At 62.1% G+C, this 17,526-nt stretch carries 16 protein-coding genes and 3 pseudogenes; 9 read left to right on the top strand and 10 right to left on the bottom strand.

Annotation, left to right across the window (positions count from 1 at the left end; genetic code table 11):
- Nucleotides 1-141: 141 nt before the first annotated feature.
- The 6 genes from GGR40_RS19170 to GGR40_RS19145 all read right to left on the bottom strand — a co-directional run bounded on the left by GGR40_RS19170 (nucleotide 142) and on the right by GGR40_RS19145 (nucleotide 4,422).
- Nucleotides 142-1,488 (bottom strand): ABC1 kinase family protein, encoded by a 1,347-nt coding sequence (locus tag GGR40_RS19170; RefSeq protein WP_429277852.1) that lies wholly within the window; start codon nucleotides 1,486-1,488, stop codon nucleotides 142-144.
- On the bottom strand, nucleotides 1,485-2,183 hold the full coding sequence (locus GGR40_RS19165) for an SDR family NAD(P)-dependent oxidoreductase (protein WP_429277851.1): 699 nt from the start codon (nucleotides 2,181-2,183) through the stop codon (nucleotides 1,485-1,487). The genes GGR40_RS19170 and GGR40_RS19165 overlap by 4 nt, the downstream gene beginning before the upstream one ends.
- Before the next feature lie 41 nt (nucleotides 2,184-2,224).
- Nucleotides 2,225-2,395 carry a DUF2256 domain-containing protein gene (locus tag GGR40_RS19160; RefSeq protein ID WP_429277850.1) on the bottom strand — a complete coding sequence of 57 codons (171 nt, stop codon included), beginning with the start codon at nucleotides 2,393-2,395 and terminating at the stop codon, nucleotides 2,225-2,227.
- A gap of 350 nt (nucleotides 2,396-2,745) precedes the next feature.
- A complete protein-coding gene (locus GGR40_RS19155; protein WP_429277849.1) occupies nucleotides 2,746-3,012 on the bottom strand; it encodes a DUF3253 domain-containing protein in 267 nt (88 codons plus the stop codon).
- Nucleotides 3,009-3,281 (bottom strand): UvrB/UvrC motif-containing protein, encoded by a 273-nt coding sequence (locus GGR40_RS19150; protein WP_429277848.1) that lies wholly within the window; start codon nucleotides 3,279-3,281, stop codon nucleotides 3,009-3,011. The genes GGR40_RS19155 and GGR40_RS19150 overlap by 4 nt, the downstream gene beginning before the upstream one ends.
- Before the next feature lie 232 nt (nucleotides 3,282-3,513).
- A complete protein-coding gene (locus GGR40_RS19145; RefSeq protein WP_429277847.1) occupies nucleotides 3,514-4,422 on the bottom strand; it encodes a LysR family transcriptional regulator in 909 nt (302 codons plus the stop codon).
- 115 nt (nucleotides 4,423-4,537) lie between these two features.
- Between GGR40_RS19145 and GGR40_RS19140 the strand changes: the two genes are divergently transcribed.
- On the top strand, nucleotides 4,538-5,335 hold the full coding sequence (locus tag GGR40_RS19140; RefSeq protein WP_429277846.1) for a type 1 glutamine amidotransferase domain-containing protein: 798 nt from the start codon (nucleotides 4,538-4,540) through the stop codon (nucleotides 5,333-5,335).
- A gap of 71 nt (nucleotides 5,336-5,406) precedes the next feature.
- Nucleotides 5,407-5,700, top strand: coding sequence for a putative quinol monooxygenase (locus GGR40_RS19135; protein WP_429277845.1), 294 nt, complete (start codon nucleotides 5,407-5,409; stop codon nucleotides 5,698-5,700).
- Nucleotides 5,701-5,934: 234 nt separating this feature from the next.
- Here GGR40_RS19135 and GGR40_RS19130 read toward each other — a convergent pair.
- Nucleotides 5,935-6,054: pseudogene (locus GGR40_RS19130) on the bottom strand (IS481 family transposase); the annotation flags it as partial.
- A gap of 526 nt (nucleotides 6,055-6,580) precedes the next feature.
- Here GGR40_RS19130 and GGR40_RS19125 point away from each other — a divergent pair.
- From GGR40_RS19125 to GGR40_RS19105, 5 genes and pseudogenes are all read left to right on the top strand, one after another.
- Nucleotides 6,581-7,375 (top strand): annotated as a pseudogene (locus tag GGR40_RS19125) (tyrosine-type recombinase/integrase).
- Nucleotides 7,372-8,445 (top strand): IS91 family transposase, encoded by a 1,074-nt coding sequence (locus GGR40_RS19120; protein ID WP_429277844.1) that lies wholly within the window; start codon nucleotides 7,372-7,374, stop codon nucleotides 8,443-8,445. The pseudogene GGR40_RS19125 and the gene GGR40_RS19120 overlap by 4 nt, the downstream one beginning before the upstream one ends.
- A 627-nt stretch (nucleotides 8,446-9,072) precedes the next feature.
- Complete coding sequence (locus tag GGR40_RS19115; protein ID WP_429277843.1) at nucleotides 9,073-11,052, top strand: alpha/beta hydrolase family protein; 1,980 nt, start codon at nucleotides 9,073-9,075, stop codon at nucleotides 11,050-11,052.
- Between the two features lie 480 nt (nucleotides 11,053-11,532).
- Complete coding sequence (locus GGR40_RS19110) at nucleotides 11,533-12,363, top strand: 23S rRNA (adenine(2030)-N(6))-methyltransferase RlmJ (RefSeq protein ID WP_429277842.1); 831 nt, start codon at nucleotides 11,533-11,535, stop codon at nucleotides 12,361-12,363.
- Nucleotides 12,364-12,537: 174 nt separating this feature from the next.
- Nucleotides 12,538-12,858: a hypothetical protein gene (locus tag GGR40_RS19105; RefSeq protein WP_271181396.1), complete on the top strand. Its 321-nt coding sequence runs from the start codon at nucleotides 12,538-12,540 to the stop codon at nucleotides 12,856-12,858.
- A 278-nt stretch (nucleotides 12,859-13,136) separates the two neighbouring features.
- Here the strand turns inward: GGR40_RS19105 and GGR40_RS19100 are convergent, their stop codons facing one another.
- A complete protein-coding gene (locus tag GGR40_RS19100; RefSeq protein WP_429277841.1) occupies nucleotides 13,137-13,655 on the bottom strand; it encodes an aldehyde dehydrogenase family protein in 519 nt (172 codons plus the stop codon).
- Nucleotides 13,656-13,725: 70 nt separating this feature from the next.
- On the opposite strand from GGR40_RS19100, the gene GGR40_RS19095 reads away from it, so the two are divergent.
- Both GGR40_RS19095 and GGR40_RS19090 read left to right on the top strand, forming a co-directional pair.
- Nucleotides 13,726-15,138: an MFS transporter gene (locus GGR40_RS19095; protein ID WP_429277840.1), complete on the top strand. Its 1,413-nt coding sequence runs from the start codon at nucleotides 13,726-13,728 to the stop codon at nucleotides 15,136-15,138.
- Between the two features lie 235 nt (nucleotides 15,139-15,373).
- On the top strand, nucleotides 15,374-15,688 hold the full coding sequence (locus tag GGR40_RS19090) for a formylglycine-generating enzyme family protein (RefSeq protein ID WP_429277839.1): 315 nt from the start codon (nucleotides 15,374-15,376) through the stop codon (nucleotides 15,686-15,688).
- Here the strand turns inward: GGR40_RS19090 and GGR40_RS19085 are convergent.
- Both GGR40_RS19085 and GGR40_RS19080 read right to left on the bottom strand, forming a co-directional pair.
- Nucleotides 15,640-16,716: a Gfo/Idh/MocA family protein gene (locus tag GGR40_RS19085; protein ID WP_429277838.1), complete on the bottom strand. Its 1,077-nt coding sequence runs from the start codon at nucleotides 16,714-16,716 to the stop codon at nucleotides 15,640-15,642. The genes GGR40_RS19090 and GGR40_RS19085 overlap by 49 nt on opposite strands.
- 117 nt (nucleotides 16,717-16,833) lie before the next feature.
- Nucleotides 16,834-17,468 (bottom strand): annotated as a pseudogene (locus GGR40_RS19080) (MlaA family lipoprotein).
- Between the last annotated feature and the right edge of the window lie 58 nt (nucleotides 17,469-17,526).

The following is a 17,526-nucleotide window of genomic DNA, read 5'->3' as shown; positions in this document are numbered from 1 at the left end:
GCACGTCCGGTTCGATGAGCAGGGAGTGGAAACGGATCGTCTGGCAAGCCCCACAGGCGCGCCGCACGACACCGCGCCACTTCCTGACTCTACCGCTTTCACGAAAACTGGACTTTCCCAGCCATGCCCATCCGCTTGAGGTCAATCTGATGTGGTCTCGGTGCCCTCGAGCAACGCCATCTGCCGCGTGACCAGCCCCCGGACATCGACCCGGGCCTTCAGCCGGGCCGCCAGCAACGCGGTCCCGCTGATCTTGCGCTGGACGAACAGCATGTCGGTCGGCGGCACATGGCAGGCGGGGCGGTCGCCCGCGACGACCATCGCTTCCTCGCGCAGCACGCCAACGAAGGATCGATCACCAAAGTCGAACGGTCCCGGCCGGTCGAACTGATCGAGGATGACATCAAGTACCCGATTGATCGCGCCGGCGTGGCGGTCCGCCGTTGCGGGCATCAGGATGCCGCCGGAAATCGCGGCCTGTTTGAGGCTTTCGCGATCCCCTGCAAGGCCGGCCGATAGCAGGTCGCGGTAGGCTGCCTGCGCGCCCGGTCCCACGGGCCGCGCCGCCCCGAAGTCGAGCAGGACCAGCCTTTCCGTTGCCGGCTGATAACGGAAGTTCGCAAAATTGGGATCGGTCTGCATGACGCCGAATTCGAAGAGCTCGCGAAGGACCAGGCCGACCAGCATCGTCATGACCCGGTCGCGCACGTCCTGCGGCGCGCTTCCGAGCGTCTCGACGGCGACGCCTTCCTCGAAGGTCATCGCCAGAACGCGCGCGGTGGTTAGGTCGGGGTCGAGTGTAGGGACGACGAAGTTAGGCGCCCCGGCGAGCAGCGCGCCGAACCGCGCCATCAATGCGCCTTCGCGCAAATAATCGGCCTCGTCGCGCAGCTGCTGCTTGGCGTCGGCCAGGAGTGGCACAATGTCGAGGCCGGTCGGCAGAAGTCCCGAGACCCGCAGGAGGGTCGCGACATTGTCGATATCGGCATCGATGCTCTTGGCGACGCCGGGATATTGCACTTTGATCGCGAGGTCGCGCCCGTCGACGGTCGTCGCACGATGGACCTGGCCGATCGAGGCGGCGGCGACCGGTGTCGGATCGAACCTTGCATAACGCTGCTGCCAGTCGTGTCCCCATTCCGTTGCGAGAACTTGCTGGAGCTGGGCGGGCGGCATGCGGTACGCACGCTCACGCAGCCGTCCCATGATCTCGGTAAGTTCAGGCGGCAGCAGGTCACCCGCATCCATCGAGATCATCTGCCCGAGCTTCATCGCCGCGCCGCGCAGATGCGCGAGCTGGTCGGCGACGCGGGCGACATTGCCGGGCGTCAGCACCATGTCGCGCAGCCGCGGACGATCGCCGCTGGCGAGCCGGCGCGCGCCTTCCGCGACCATCCCGCCCGCAATCCCGCTCGCCAGTCGGCTGAACGATCCGAGCCGCGACAGCCGGCTGCTCGGTACGCGGCGTCCCTGCTCGTCGTTGCTCATGGCGCGATCTCGGCGCCGTCCCAGGCGAAGCACTCGCCGCTGTCGCTGGGCGTGAGGGTGGCGATGACGTCCAGGAACTGCGCCGCAGCGCGCTTGGGTGAAAAGAGCTTGCTAGCGGGCACGCCGCGCTGGAACGGTTTGCTCAAGCCGGTATCGACGGTGCCGGGATGCAGCCCGACGCAGACGCAGTGCCGCCGAATGCGGGCGAGCTCTACTGCGGCCGAGCGGATGATCATGTTGAGCGCTGCCTTCGTCGCGCGGTAGCCGTACCATCCGCCGGATCGATTGTCGGAGATGCTGCCGACCCGCGCCGACAGCAAGGCGATTACCGCACGGCGGTCGCGCGCTAGCAGCGGCGCGAAATGCTTCAGGATAAGGGCCGGTCCGATCGTGTTGATCGCGAAGCTCCGCGCCAGACGGTCAGGATCAAGCTCGCGCAAGGCGCGCTCGGGGCCGTGCTCGTCATCGTGGAGCATGCCCGTGGCGACGATCAGCAGGTCAATCGGGGCGCCGATCGCGGCCGCCGCCGTGCGCACGCTAGGCTCGCTGGTGATGTCGATCGGTGCGGTCGGGACGGCCCTCATGCCCGATGGAAGCGGTTGGCGCGACAGCGCGTGGACCACGCCGCCATGCGCCTGTTGGCGCAGTGCCTCGACCAAGGCCTGACCGATGCCGCCGCTGGCGCCGATCACCACCGATGTCGTGAATGCGGGGTCACAGTTATCCAACGGGTTGGTCATCCGGTGCTGCCGACCGCATTCGAGGGGGTCTTGCCGCGGCCTGCGCGGCAACGGTCCGAGCAATAGCGCACGGCTTCCCAATCCCTCGCCCATTTCTTACGCCAGACGAACGGGCGCTGACACGCAACGCAGATCTTCTCGGGAAGATGCGGTTTGCGATGCGTCATCGTGCCCGTCGCTGCCGCTGAGAAAACTGGGTGGCTGCGCAGATAGTGCGAGTGCGAGACGTCGTCGGTACAATCATCATGGTCAAACGATCGAGACGGCAATTTGTAACACAGCGCTGTCCGGCGGCAGCTTTCGCTGCAGCCAGCCGTTCGGAGGCTCCGTATCCGGTGACGTCAACTGGTCGGCATAGGCCACTGCCGCAGGTTATCTGACGGTCCGCTGCTGGGGATCTAAATTTAGCGGCGGAACGTCTTGGAAGGATCGGGAAATCGCGGCCCTGTGTATGCCACGGGCGCGAGTGACGGCAATGCGCCCCTCGCGGCGTTTCAAACCGCCCTTGACTATCTGATTACCTGCTTTCCGCCCAAGCGATCCGATATGGCCCCGATCGCACCGACAACGCTTTGCCTTTCCAACTCAGTCTAACTTTTTTCTGAGCTACCAGAAGATCGACTGCGGCATGGACAATCGGCGTCGCAGCGCGCCAATCTGCGTGCTCATTTCCCGACCCATCTGCTGCTATCTTTCGCGCGACTTCGCTTGGGCATATTGTCTCTTTCGGCTCACCATCGGCAAGCAGGCTCAGCAGGGCTGCGCTTGCGACGTCGATCTTCACTTGCGTTTCCGACCGGAGGTCATGAGATCGGGCTTCGGTGGCGGCTTCCAACCTGGCGGAGGAACGGGTCGCTGCCGGCTCGTGCCGAGCCCCATGGCGCCCGGCCGCTGGCGATCTAAACCAGTCGTATCGGCCCGTGCGGCCGCTGTAGCGTCCGCTCCCCCTCGAATGAGGTTAATGTGGTCGCGAAGGCGCCGCGCTTCCTCGTAATCCAGAGCGTTCGCTGCAGCTTCCATCTTGCGCTGGAGATCTTCGACGGTGTCAGTCATCTCCCTCTAACGCGGCACTACGATTTTGGTTTGCATTCTGCTGATGCCAGCCCGCAGCTTCTCCCTTCAAGCCGCCAGTCGTAAAACGAGGCGAGGAACGACATGAATGATTATCACTGGGTCAAACTCGGCGTGCACGTAAGTGTAAAGAGACGGTGGGTTCGCTAGAGAGGCGACACTTCCATGATCGGCCTTCTCTTCGATCAGTGTAGAGTCGCCGCACTTGGCGGGGTCAGTCCAAGGACGACACGTTCCGCACGATCTCGGAGACCAGCCCCCGCAGCCAGCGATGGGCCGGATCTTGCCGGTATCGCACATGCCAAGCCATCTCGACGGGGAACGTGCCCAGATCTACTGGTGCGGGGAGTATCTTTAGCCGCTTATCCAGTTGCAGCCGTCTGCAGATCATCGCCGGAAGCGTCGCGCAATAGTCGGTGACCGCCACCATCTCCGCGACCGCGAAGAAATTAGTCACCGAGATCGCGACCTCGCGATGGACCTGCTGCTGCGCGAGCGCCTGAAACAGGCCGGCGCGCATCCGCCCGGGCGGTATGATGTTAACGTGCTTGAGCGCCTCAAACTGGGCGCGGGTCATCGCATCGCCCACAGTGGGATGGCCCGCCCGCACTGCACAGGCGAGACGCTCGTCCATCAGATGCTGAACGACGAGGTTGTCGGGAGGATCGACGATGCGGCCGAGCACTAGCGCAGTGGTGCCGGAAACTAAGCCGGTCTCCACCAGATCGTTGCCATAAGGAGTAAGCCGTAGCTTGATCCCCGGCGCGACCTGCTGGAGCCGTGCGACGATGGCGGGGACGAGCACGAGCTCGACATAGCCGTTGGGCGCGATGGTGAAGACCCGCTCGGCTTTGGCGGGATCGAACCCCTGCTGGCCCAGCACCGCGTCATCAAGCTTCGCCAGCGCATCGGCGATTGCGGGTAAAAGTTCCAGTGCGACGGCAGTGGGCTGGACCCCATACCGTTCGCGGATGAACAGCTGATCCTGCAGCATAAGGCGCAGACGCGAGAGCGCGTTGGATAGCGCGGGCTGCGTCATCCCGACACGTTCTGCCGCGCGCGTGACGCTGCGCTCCTCCATCAGGGCGACAAAAATCGGTAGCAGGTTGAGATCGTATCGCATGCAGACATACTCTAGAGCGTATATCTGAAATCAAGACAATAAACTTCTGGAATATGTCGGGATGGGCCACTTTCCACTCGCCCGCAGCGATTGCGGTGAGACAATGGAGGCCCAGATGACCAATACGAAAGTGCTCTTCCTCGGATCCAATGCGACACGGATCGAACTGCGCGGCGGAGGCTCGGCCACGATCGGCCAGTACCTGAACGAAACGGTTGTGCCCGCAATGGCGCTGATTGAGGCCGGCTACGATGTCGTACTCGCCACGCCCAACGGCACCAAGCCGCACATCGACGAAGCATCGGACACGGCGCAGCATTTTGGGGGCGACCAGGTCGCTTATGAGCGCGCCCGGCACTTCTTCGCGCAACACCCCGCCATGAACGAGGTTCGCACGCTGGCCTCGGTCATCGAACAGGGGCTGGACGAGTTTGCAGGCGTCTTTGTCCCCGGCGGCCATGCTCCGGCGGTAGACCTGATGCAGGACCGTGATGCGGGCGCGATCCTGCGCCACTTCCATGCGGCGGCCAAGCCGACCGGGTTGCTCTGCCATGGTCCCGTCGCGATTGTTGCCGCCATGGCCAACCCGGCCGCGTACAGGGCGGCCCTGATCGAGGGCGAAGATGCCAAAGCAGCCGACCTGGCCAAGGACTGGATATATGGTGGCTATCGTATGACGGTCTTCTCGGCGAGCGAGGAGAAGATCGCAGAGCACCTGCTGAAGGGCGAACTGTACTTCGACATGCCTAAGGCCCTGCGGCTGGCAGGGGGCGAAGTTTCAGCCGCTCCTGAAGATTTCGCCGCCAACGTGGTCGTCGATCGCGAACTGATCACCGGCCAGAACCCGGCCTCCGATCACGCGGTCGCAAAGGCAATGATCGAGGCGCTGGGCGGTCCGCAAACGGCGGCATGAGCACGCGCATGACAGGTGGCGCGCTGCGGATGCGCGCTACCGCTCCCAACCATTCGTCGGGGATTACACTTATGACCACCCCTGTGAAGATCGTCGCGGTCCAGACCGCCCGTCCCGGTGCCGTCGACCAGCTCCGCACCCTGCTCGACAGCATGCTCGCGCCGAGCCGGGCGGAAGCCGGCAATTTGCGCTATGATCTCTGGCAGGACCAGAGCGAGCCCACGCGCTTCGTGCTGGACGAACTTTACACCAGCTCCGACGCGGTTGCCGCGCACCGCGCAACCCCGCACTTCCAGGCCTATCTTGCCGCGATCGGCGATCTGGCCGAGCGGAGCGCCTTCGTCCTCGATGCCGTTTCGGCCTGAGGAGGCCGCGATGCGCAACCTGAAGTACGGATCGGCACCGCGCTCCTTGTGCAGCCTTTCTACGCAGCGGAAATCCAGATGACAGGATTTCTGGCGCAGACATGGCGTTTCGGGTTGCTGCAGCGTCTGTGAACGACGCGTTAATCCTGCAAGACCACAGTCGACCATCGCCTCCCCGCCGCGCTATCGGACCGGAAAGAGCTATGCCGTGCGCCCGCGAAAGGTACCGGCTGACTAGGTGTTTAGTCCCAGCACGTGATGGTGTGGCTTTACGATAAAGATATCTGGCTTTGATTTCCGGAGTCCCTCAACGGCTTCATTGGGCGTTTTGAACCTGAGAGCCTTGAGTTGTTGCATTAATCACGCTGGGCATCCTCAACCCGCTGCGCCTTTAACTCGGAAACGAGGTCGGCTCCCGGTTCGATATATTTGGAGAGCCTAGCGCGGATGCGCTCGAGGGCCTTGGAGAGGCGCCGCATCACAACCTGACCATCCTGCTCGAGATCAACCGTGTCACCGGCAGCAAACCCCAATTCACGGCGAAGCTACGCAGGGAGCTGTATGCGCCCGTCTGCAGTTATTCGGGTCCGCTGGATCGTCATGCGTTTCACTTACACTATGCCTGAATGGCGATGCTCGCACGTGCATAGCATTACGCGGCGAAGAACACTAATCGGAACCAAATTTTTCCTGGCCTAGTATGTCCGAGAATCCCCCCGTTTCGGTCATCAGCGAACGCCAAGCAGGCCCTCGCTGCACGAACCCGCTGCGCGGGAGTGGTGCCCGTGGTGAGCTATAGGTGACAACGGGAACGTCCCGCCTGGATTGAGCAGTGCCATTAATGGGCGGACTCCTCGGCTCCTTCAACATGAGTCGAACGATGAACGAGCTTGTTCCGATTGGCCCGATCAGCCCGCTACACCAGCGGCTGATCGACGACATGACGATGCGCCGGTTCGCACGCGAGACGCAGCGCAACTACCTGCGCGACGTCGGTCGGTCTGCGACCTGGCTGGGGCGCTCGCCGCATACCGCGACCGCCGAGGACGTCCGGCGTTTCAGATCGAGCAGCAGGACGCCGGCGTTCCGGCGCCGACCATGAACAGCATCGTTGCGGCGCTGCGGTTCTTATTCACCCACATGCTCGACCGACCCGAGCTCGCGCAAGCTGGTCCGCACCGTGCATGCCCGTAAGATCCCGGTGGTGCTGACCTTGGCCGAGGTGAAGCGGCTGCTCAGTGCCACGACCTGCCTCAAGCATCAGGCGGCACTGTCGGTCGCCTATGGTGCCGGACTGCGCGTTTCCGAGGTCTTGGCGCTCAAGGTCAGCGACGTCGACAGCAAGCGCATGCTGCTACGGATCGAGCGCGGCAAAGGCGGGCGGTACCGTAACGCCATGCTACCCAAAGGCTTGCTCGTGTTGCTACGTGAGTGGTGGCGCGCTGGTCGGCAGCAGGGGATCATGCTTCCGAACGGCTGGCTCTTCCCGGGCCGGAACGCGACAGTGCCGATCAGCACGCGGCAGCTGTATCGCATCGTCGTCCAGGCGCTGCTCGGTCAAGCCAAGCTCAACACCACCGCCTTTTACACCCAGGTAGCGACCAAGACGATGCGCGCGGTGACCAGTCCGCTCGACCGGCTGATGATCTCGAGCGGGGGAACTTCCGACGGTTGAGGCGAGGTGGGCACCTCCATCAAGGCCGCCGATATCTTCCGAACGGCAGGGTCGGCGTATCGGACTGCGGCCATTGGCGTGTCGCCTATAAAAGCTGTCGCAACCGGCACTGTCCAAAGTGCCAGGGCGCTGCCGCGCGCACCTGGCTCACCGATCGCGAGGCCGACCTGCTGCCGGTCGGCTACTTCCACGTGGTCTTCACCTTGCTGGCCGAGGTCGGCGCCATCGCCTTCCACAACAAGGCGCTGATTTACGATCTGCTGTTCCGCACGGCGTCGGACACGATGCAGATCATCGCCGCGGACCCGAAGCATCTCGGCGCACGGATCGGCATCACCGCCGTGCTCCACACCTGGAGCTGGGCGCTGACCCACCACCCGCACGTCCACATGATTGTCCCCGGCGGCGGCATCGCGCTCGACGGCACGCGCTGGGTCTCGGCGCGTCCGGCGTTCCTGTTGCCGGTACGCGTGCTCGGCGTGCTGTTCCGCCGCCTGTTCCTCACGACTGCTCGCGCTCTACGATGCCGGCCAGCTAGCCTTCTTCGGCAGCATGGCGCAATTCGCCGAACGGCGCGCATTCCTGCGCCACCTGTGGCCGGTCCGCAAAAAACACTGGGTGGTCTATGCCAAGCCGCCATTCGCCGGGCCCGAAGCGGTCCTCGCGTCGCCATCTCGAACAGCCACCTTCTCCGCTTCGACGAGGGCGGCGTCGCCTTCCGCTACAAGGACTATCGCCGCGGCGGCGCCGACCGGCAGCAGGTGATGACGCGTGGTGCCGACGAGTTCATCCGCCGCTTCCTGCTCCACGACTTGCCCACGGGCTTTCACCGCATCCGCCATTATGGCCTACTCGCCAGCGGTACGCGCAAGGACAGTCTCGAACGGGCCCGCCAACTGCTCGCGGTCGCGCCGCCTGCTGTCGATGACATGCCCGCCGAACAGTCAGATGTCCGGCCGCCGCGCTCGTGCTGCGGTGGACGCATGATCGTCATCGAGATCCTGGAACGCCGGTACCAGCCTCGCGAGCCTCCACGCTTCGCAGCATCATCCAAGAGACAGGGGTCGTGACCCGGCACGGCACATCATCGACAGACCCCGTGACGACCACGCTCCTGGGAAGGCCCGAGTCTGCTTCTCGCCTGTCGAAGAGCGGACGCCAACTGCCCGAAAGCGGACCGTCAGACTGTGAGCGACCTTCGCGACCGCCGGAAAGTAGACCGTCCGCTTTCAAATACGTCCGCTTATCCGCCGCGCCCGCCACCGCCCAAAGCCCCCAAAGTCGAAATCCCCATAGACCATCGCGCAGGGCTGGCGGGTTCGGGCACCGCCGACTTTCCGACGCTTCTCGGCGTCCGAAACTTTAGACGAGTCGCGACTTTCTGCTTCGGAGTAGCCGCTAAGTAAGCGGACCTAGCAGACCGCTTCCGGTTCACGCCAAGTCTGCCGAGAACGGGTACATCGCGAAAACCCCTCCTTCGGCGCTTCGCGCTGCCACCTTCCCATCGCTACGCGAAAAGGGAGCGCCTGATCGATAGCCGCCACGCGCAATTGCCGGCGGGACGATCCATCCTGCCCCGTTCATTCTTCCTCCCGTTTCCGGTGCGATCGACTGTTAATTATTTGAGATGAATGGATTGATTTGTTGCCGTCACATTCTAGTCTGATTTTTTGGAACAATCTGGGATCGGGGGATTCATGTCTTTTGCAACGTGGCTGTCGGGTGCAGCTCTGGCGGCGCTGGCGGTGCAGCCCGCTTCGGCCGACGAGATCGATGCGGCAGCAGCGCAGTTCGGTGCCCGGCCCGCGGTGCTCGACCTTGGTATTTCGCCTAGTGGCGACAAGATCTACATGGTTGGCACGCGAGCGGACGGCGGCGAGAATGCGATCGTCGTCGATCTCGCCACGACCAATGCGGTGCCGATCCTGTCGTCGCGCGGAGGCACCGAGAAGCTGACGCATTGCCAGTTCGTGCTCGATAACCGCGTCGTCTGCAGCCTCTACATGTTCGACCGCACTGGCGGGCGGGTGAACGCGGCGACGCGCCTCGCGACGATTTCCGCCGACGGCAAGGACATGAAACCGCTGACGCCGCCTACGCGCAAGTCTGCCTACTACACCTCGGCCTATGGTGGCGGCATCATCGACTACAATGTCGCGGGAGATCCGAAATCGGTGTTGATGGTGCGCTGGGTCGCGCCTGAAGTCACCACCAGTTCGCTCACCGCGCGCACGGACGAAGGGCTGACGGTCGAGGCGGTCGACCTTTATTCGCTCAAGCGCCGGACGATCGAACGCCCGCGCGACGCGGTCGGGTTCCAGACAGACGGCAAGGGCAATGTCCGCCTCATGGAAACGATGCCGGTCAATGCCTCGGGCTATGCAGAAGGGCGAAGCAACTATTCGGTGCGCCCGACGGTCGGCAGCGGATGGCAGGCGCTTTCGACCGTGACTTACGATGGCGGCAAGAGCAAGGGCTTCGATCCTCAGGCGGTCGCCCCGGAGCGTAACACCGTGATCGGCTTCCAAGACTACCAGGGGCGCAAGGCGCTCTTCGAACAGTCGCTTGGCGGCGGTGAGCCGCAGCTTCTGCTGGCGCACCCGATCGCCGATGTCGATGGTCTGGTGCGGATCGGCCGCGATCAGCGCATCGTTGGGGCAACTTACGCAACCGAGAAGCGCTTCGTCCAGTACTTCGACAAGGAACTCGACGCGCTCGCCAAGTCGCTGGCCAAGGTGCTTCCCGGCAATCCGCAGATCAGCATCATCGATGCCACGAAGGACGAGAAGAAGCTGATCCTGTTCGTCGGGAGCGACGTCGATCCGGGGCAGTACTACCTGTTCGACAAAACCACCAGGAAGCTCGCGCCGATCACCGGCCTGCGCGAAAATCTGGCGGGGATCAAGCTCGGCCAAATGAAGCCGATCACCTTCCCCGCTGCCGACGGGACGATGATCCCCGGCTATCTCACGCTGCCGCCGGGCAGCGACGGCAAGAACCTTCCGGCGATCGTCATGCCGCACGGGGGACCCGCCGCGCGTGACGAATGGGGCTTCGACTGGCTGGTCCAATACTTCGCGACGCAAGGGTACGCGGTGCTGCAGCCCAATTATCGCGGGTCGACCGGGTACGGCTCGGGCTGGTTCCAGAAGAACGGCTTCCAGTCGTGGAAGACCGCGATCGGCGACGTCAACGACGCCGGTCGCTGGCTGGTGGCGCAGGGCGTGACCTCTAAGGACAAGCTGGCGATCGTCGGCTGGTCTTACGGCGGTTATGCCGCGCTGCAGTCGGCAGTGCTCGATCCCGATCTCTACAAGGCGATCGTCGCGATCGCGCCGGTGACCGATCTCCAAGTGCTCAAGGACGAATCGCGCTATTACAGCAATCACCGGATCATCGAGAACTTCATCGGTGCCGGCTCGCACATCGCGGAAGGGTCACCGGCCCGCTACGCCGACCGCTTCAAGGCGCCGGTGCTGCTTTTCCACGGCGATCTCGACATGAACGTCGGAGTAGAGGAATCGCGGTTGATGAACGGCAAGCTGAAGGCGGCGGGCAAGTCGGTCGACTACGTCGAGTTCAAGGACCTTGAGCACCAGCTCGACGACAACGCGGCGCGCACCCGCTTGCTGTCGGCGAGCGACCGGTTCCTGCGGCGGACCCTCGGCATCAAATAAGGGGCTCCTAAATCCTCCCTGTTGCGGAGCAATGGGGGCAACAGTCTAGGCGTTGCTCCGGGCTTTGTTGTCGCGCAGCATGGCATTCAGCGTGGTGACGAGCTTTCTTATGGTTGCCAATATGACGAGTTTTGGCGTTTTTCCTGCACTACACAGGGCGGGAGCTGGATGTGCGATCCTTCCCCTCGCGATGCATCGTTCTGAGCGACGGAACAGACCGCCACGACAACGAACGTCGCTCCATCATCCGGTGCTGGTAAGGGGGGCGCCAGGAAACAGCTTCATGCTGCACGGATTTCGCGCAGGAGATCGTGCCAGTCGCACGCGATGTAGGACGCAGTATACGGGTACCCGATTGGTTACTTCCATTGCATTGCTCTCCGCTTCCGCGACTAACGAGAAAAGGCACGATTATAACTTCGCTTTGCAGAAGGTTCAGCAGTTCGTTTAAAGGCTGATCATCAGGATTTTTGAACCACAATGAATTATCGTCATTCCTTCCATGCTGGCAACAGCGCCGATGTCGTCAAACACAGCCTCCTCATCGCCTTGGTGCGGGCCTTGCAGCAGAAGCCGGGCGCGCTGACCCTGATCGATACCCATGCCGGCTGCGGGCTGTACGATCTTGGCGGTGACGAAGCTCAACGCACTGGTGAGGCGAGGCAGGGCGTCCTGCAGGCCTTTGCCGACCCGAACCCCTTACTGGACGACTACCGTGCCGCCGTGCAGGCGGTGAATGTAGGAGGCGAACCTCGGCTTTACCCCGGCTCGCCGCAGTTTCTGACACAGCTTTTGCGCCAGCAGGATTTCCTGATCCTCAACGAAAAACACCCGGAAGACGCTGACACCCTGCGCAGCGTGATGCGGGGCACTGGCGCTGCCGTGCATCAGCGTGACGCTTACGAACTGTGGCTGGCTATGGTGCCACCCCGCACAGCGCGCGGCGTGGTCGTGGTCGATCCGCCCTATGAACAGACAGACGAGCGCGCACGTATCACCGCCACCCTCTCTGCCGCTCACCGGAAATGGGCGCACGGCGTGACGGTGATCTGGTATCCGCTGAAGGAGCGCTCCATGCATGAGCAATGGAAGGCGCAGCTGCGCAAGCTCGACATCCCGAAATTGCTTGTGGTGGAGCATTGGCTCTTTGATAGCGAGCAGCCGGGCATCTATAACGGCGCGGGCCTCTTCATCGTCAATCCGCCCTACGCTTTCACGCAGACACTGGCGCCACTGCTGCAAGCTTTGCGCGCGGCGTTAGCCCCCGCAGGGCACGAGGGCGAGATTATATGCGATTGGTTGGACGACTGAAATGCCCCTTTTCTCCTTCTTCCAGAGGGGAATTGCCGGGCGTTGAAGGACGTTCCCTGCACAGGCAGTCACGCTATGATCGCAGCATGCCTCAAGGAAGTGGACGCACATCAGGCTACGAGCATGAGTGAAGGGTGGGGTGCAGCGCCGCCGCTGGTATGCTAGAGGCATGTCATGCTTCATAAACATGGCCGTGGCGGCACTGTCGAAATCGATGGCTTCAAATATGACTGGGAACTCCTCACCGACCCTCAATTATCCTCTTCCGATGGCTGGAAGGGCATGACGGTGTCGCTGCGTCAGCACGACATGCCACGTGAAGCAGTGCTGGAATTTCCCGCACCAAAGCGCCTGCTGAAGGGATTGCCTAAAGGGCGTTTGCATATCAACGACACGATTGCTTCGCGCGGCGTGCGGGCAGCATTATCTGCAGGTTGGGATCCGACGTCGCGAGGCAAACCAATTGTATTCATGGTCGACGCCAACGGCGATTGAATGGACGCAAATCCTGGAGTTCCACACGGCAGACAGCGACTTAGTCGGGCAATATCGGACCTTCCTACTTGGTAATTCACGAAGCGGACGGGCTGCACCTTGGGAATGAAGATCGGTGATTGAGAAGCAACTAGGGGCGATCGATGCGATGTTGAGGGTTATAGTGCTAATCTTCTGACGGCGTTGCGGGGCAAGATCACCGACAGGCCCTTGGTAGACGATTGAGGGAATAGCTTTAGAGTATCCGTGATGATCAAGCCCGAGATTGCGCCCGGCACCTATCGGCCTTGAGCAGTGCGTTTGCGGTAAACGACCAGCTTTCGCATGACGGCGGTCCAGATTGAACCGGTAAGGCCGTAGGGACCGGCATAGATACTGGCGACAACATTGCTCGGGTCATCGTAGGTGACCACCGGTATGACCGGGCAAAATTGTTCGTCGTCCATCAGCCCCGCTTCGCCAGCAAGGCCGGTGCAGGCGGCGGGTCGCATGAAATAGCCCGGGCGCTCGAACATTTCACCGCCTGCAATCACCTGCCCACTCGCAGCTTTTGCAGCGGCTACAAAGCCGCGCAGCTTGTCGAACTGCACCTTGTTCTGGTTCGGCGCCATCGTCACGCCCGGCGGAACCGTACCAAGCACAAATCCGTCCGCAGGGGCTGCCAGCTTTCCGACGACCTCCTCGACCAGTGCCGAGGGTGCGTAGATACGCTTCACGGCGGCGCAGAACTCGCCGTTTTTGTGAAGCCCGCTCCGGCGAAATGTTCCAACTTGACTTGGTGAACTTCGTCGGAGCATTACCCACCGGATTAAGTGTTCTGATAATAGGCACACGTACCTACCTAGTGACCAAATATGATGCGGAAAGATGGCAAAGTACTTTGCGGGCCTACATATCTTTGCCCCCAAATTTTTTCGAGGCGTTTCAATGTATGCCCCCCGCCTGACCAGACATCTGCTCCCCACGCATACGAAAGCGCTTTACGGCTTTGGTAACGTCGGAAACCAGCTATTCCGCGACGCACCCATGATCCTTTTGCTGTTTTACCTGACAAGCATCGTAGGAATTCCGCCCGCTATCGCCGGTGCTGCGATTTTCGTTCCCAAAGTGGTGGTCGGAGCCTTGAGTGACTTTACGATCGGGGTTGTCTCAGACCGCAATCTCTATCGTTTTGCGCGACGCAACTGGCTGCTGGTCGGAGCATGCCTCGCGCCGTTCGCGATGATCGCGACGTTCTTCGTTCCTGATGTCACGATGAGCCTGCAGGTCACGTATGTGATAGGGGCCTTTTCGTTCTACATGATTACGTTTGCCAGCTTTTCAGTTCCGTTCCTGGCCCACTTCTCTGAGATCAGTAGCGACCCGCAGGAACGTACCGTCTTGATGGCGTGGAAGCATGCCTGGACCGGGGCAGGGTTGCTGCTGGGCTCGGCGCTGGTGCCATGGTTGATTCATGAACTGGGCGCTGATCGCAGCGCTTACGTATCTGGAGCGGCACTCTTAGGTGGAATTGCCGCGATCAGCCTTGTCACCGCCTGGAACGCGGTGCGGAAGGTGCCGGTGTCGGTGCCGCTGGAGCGGGATCTGTCGCTACGCGGTCTGCTGTCCACGCTTAGGTTTGGCCCGTTTCGCATCCTGTGCCTTTCGGCCGCTGCCATGACGATTGCGGCGGGTACGTGTTCGGCGGCGATGGCGTTCTTCATCACGTACAACATGGGCCGCAGCGACGCGCTGGTGCAACTGGGCATTCTGGTTGCGATAGCGGGAGGTGTGGTTATGGTGGTGTCGCCGTTCTGGGTCATGATGGCGCGGATCATGGGCAAGCGTAATGCCTATGTCCTGGGCGCAATGGGCCATGTAGCGACGATCCTGATCTGGTCGAACCTGGGAACCGGCCCCATCTGGGTAACGTATGTATGCTCCGGTTTCATCGGCCTGTTCAACTCAGGATGGGGTCTGGTGGCTTTGTCGTTGCTGACTGATGCGATGGCGCAGGCCCGCGAAGAGACCGGGCGCGATACTGCCGGGTCCTTCGCGGCAATCTGGTCGATCGTGGAAAAAGCAGGGATCGCGCTTGGCGGCACCCTGGTGGCCAGTTCCATTCTGGCCCTTGGCGGCTTCGATTCAGCCGCCGCCAGGCGAGGAATTGCCCAGAGCGTCGAAGCGGTCGATGCGATCCGTTATGCTTTCGGAATTGTGCCTGCAGCGCTGATGGTCGTGGCCGCCTTCATTATCTGGCGCTTCGTGCCCGCTCGCGCAAATGGCGGGCCGGGGCAATGATCTGCCAAGGAAGTGCATGATTGCATTCGCGGTGGCCTGCGGGTTATCTTGTACCGGGAAGCCGCTGGCGTCCGGCATCGCAACCGTACGCACATTTCGCATGGCAAATTCCGGCACGGCACGGCACGGCACGGCACTTAAGGAAGAAGTTGTCCCGCGCCCCGTAAGGCAATGGCGTAGGCGCCTTGACCTGCTGCATCAGTGCAATAAAGTCGGTGTAAACGACGCCGCGTTCGTGCGGCCTGATCACGACATCACCGGCAATGTGGCGGAGTGGGTGGCCGACTGCCATCATGTCGATTTCATCGGCGTACCGGCTGACGGTTCCGCCTGGCTGGCCGGACCTTGCACCTTGCGCAATGTTCGCGGGGCGGGATGGAGCCTGATCGACTGGACCACCCGGGCCGCCCAGCGCATCGGCCATCCTTTGCAACAGCGCCCCAGCCACCTCGGCATGCGGCTGGGGCGGGACTTGCCTCCGGATCAAATCGATCTGCGGCCTTACTCGCGCCTTGCCGCTGCCACGATGGCGCGATTAAGGCGTGTCTGACGTAACGCCGAAGGATGCAACACGCTACGGTGGGGCTGACCGCGAACCGCCAAGGCGAATTCTCGAACCTGCATTTCGAAGTAGTGGGTAATGCCATCGTTGAACAACGCGGTGTCACCCGCTTCGGGACGGGCTGGCATCACCACGGGTTCGTCATCGATCCACAATTCTTCGCCGTTTTCGATGCGCACGGTCGCCTTCTCGAAATGAGCGACCTTGCGATTCATCATGCGGCGCTGATTGTACGATACATGGATGGAGGCGAGCACATCGTCCGGGTAGCGCAGCAGGATCATCGCTTCGTCTTCTGCCTGCCATCCGGGTTGATGGCGCGCTGCCTCCACTTGGATACGTACAGGGTCAACCTCACCCACGACGAGTTGCAGAAAATCAATCGCGTGCGGTGCGAACAGAGACAGCACAAGCCCTTCGTCCGCCGAACGCGTGGCCCACCAAGGTGCCTGCGGTCCATCCCAGAAGACGCACATTGAAATACTCACCGCGCGCAACCGGCCAAATTCCGCGCGGCGATCCTGCAAGGTGCGCACGGCCTCGACATGGCGGAAGGTGTGCCCCGCCGCCAGCACCAGTCCGGTCCGGTCCGCCAAGGCGGCAATTCGCTCTGCATCTTCCACCGTCTCTGCGAAAGGCTTCTCGACCAGTACGTGGCGCCCTGCAGAAAGCCCCTGCTGCGCCTGCATGGCATGAAGCGCATTGGGTGTGCATAGTATCACCGCGTCCACCGTATCGAGGGCAAGCGCTTCATCCAGAGATGTAAGAGCATGTTGCGCACCGAACTCTGCCGCGAATTGTGCCGCCAGCCCCGCATCCGGATCGGCCACTGCGATGAGACGCATAAAATCAGGATTGCGCACGATCGCCTTGAGGTGCAGCGGCGCAATGCGGCCGCAGCCTATGACTGCGATACCGCATGGTTGGTCAACGGCCACCAGAGCATTCTCCGTAGAGTTCAGGGTTGCCATTACGGTGATCAAGATTTGCCTGCCGAGCCACTCTCCGCTGGTCATTGATCGGCAGGTGGAAAGCCAAGAACCAAGTTCGTTTCGCAACGGGCTTTCGTCTCGACCGGGACGCTCCAGGCTTTGAAACTGTCGGTCCTTCAAGGTATTTTCTGGCCAGTAGCCTTAGAAAAGCAGATGGTCTGTACCTGAGGCGTAGGGACGCGCGTCTGAGCGTCTCATATGATGCCCTTGCGCGCGGTACTCCGAGCTGTGCAAGGCGTCGATCCCGGCCTTGCGGCGTTTCAGGTAGAAGTCGCGGGGTGCCACGTAAGGGGCGGCCGCGGCACGGTTGGCTTTGATCTGTCCGTCGAACTCGACGCGGTCGTTCATCGATTTCACGATGCCGGTGCTTAACCCGTAGGCAGGCGAACTGAACGGCTTAACGAACAATATGGGGAGCACTGACAAGTTCAGCACGCGCCCTATCAGGTCTCGCGCGGTCGTCGGCCCCAGCGCCGGCACGAACAGGTAGGGCCATTGCCGATGCCGTGATAGGCGAAGGTGTTGGCGAAGCCGTTCTGGCGATCGGGCAGCTTGAAGCGCTTTCGCTTCGCCATATCCAACAGCCCGGCGACGCCGATGGTGCTGTTGATGCCGAAGCGGCCCAGCGTTTCCATCGCTTTACCGGGCTTGAATCCCGGCAGGTAGTTCACGAAGGCGATCGGCTCGGCCAAATTGACTAGGAAATTGCGCAGGCCGTTGCGGATAGGCTTGGGCATGATCTTTTCGTATGTCCCTGCGACGGAGGCGAGCACCATCTCGTCGACTGCCTCAACCGCCGCGAAAATGGGCGCGCGGATTACGGTACGAATCCCC

It is taken from the genome of Novosphingobium gossypii (genome assembly GCF_050433305.1).
Taxonomy (GTDB): Bacteria; Pseudomonadota; Alphaproteobacteria; order Sphingomonadales; family Sphingomonadaceae; genus Novosphingobium; species Novosphingobium gossypii.
Note: the sequence above shows the minus strand (reverse complement) of the source record. Positions and strands in the feature narration are given on the sequence as shown.

Coding starts and splice junctions, on each gene's coding strand:
- GGR40_RS19170 (WP_429277852.1), bottom strand. CDS start 1,488: ATGAGCAACGACGAGCAGGGACGCCGCGTACCGAGCAGCCGGCTGTCG.
- GGR40_RS19115 (WP_429277843.1), top strand. CDS start 9,073: ATGTCTTTTGCAACGTGGCTGTCGGGTGCAGCTCTGGCGGCGCTGGCG.
- GGR40_RS19085 (WP_429277838.1), bottom strand. CDS start 16,716: ATGACCAGCGGAGAGTGGCTCGGCAGGCAAATCTTGATCACCGTAATG.
- GGR40_RS19110 (WP_429277842.1), top strand. CDS start 11,533: ATGAATTATCGTCATTCCTTCCATGCTGGCAACAGCGCCGATGTCGTC.
- GGR40_RS19160 (WP_429277850.1), bottom strand. CDS start 2,395: ATGACGCATCGCAAACCGCATCTTCCCGAGAAGATCTGCGTTGCGTGT.
- GGR40_RS19105 (WP_271181396.1), top strand. CDS start 12,538: ATGCTTCATAAACATGGCCGTGGCGGCACTGTCGAAATCGATGGCTTC.
- GGR40_RS19140 (WP_429277846.1), top strand. CDS start 4,538: ATGACCAATACGAAAGTGCTCTTCCTCGGATCCAATGCGACACGGATC.
- GGR40_RS19145 (WP_429277847.1), bottom strand. CDS start 4,422: ATGCGATACGATCTCAACCTGCTACCGATTTTTGTCGCCCTGATGGAG.
- GGR40_RS19100 (WP_429277841.1), bottom strand. CDS start 13,655: ATGCTCCGACGAAGTTCACCAAGTCAAGTTGGAACATTTCGCCGGAGC.
- GGR40_RS19150 (WP_429277848.1), bottom strand. CDS start 3,281: ATGACTGACACCGTCGAAGATCTCCAGCGCAAGATGGAAGCTGCAGCG.
- GGR40_RS19135 (WP_429277845.1), top strand. CDS start 5,407: ATGACCACCCCTGTGAAGATCGTCGCGGTCCAGACCGCCCGTCCCGGT.
- GGR40_RS19095 (WP_429277840.1), top strand. CDS start 13,726: ATGGCAAAGTACTTTGCGGGCCTACATATCTTTGCCCCCAAATTTTTT.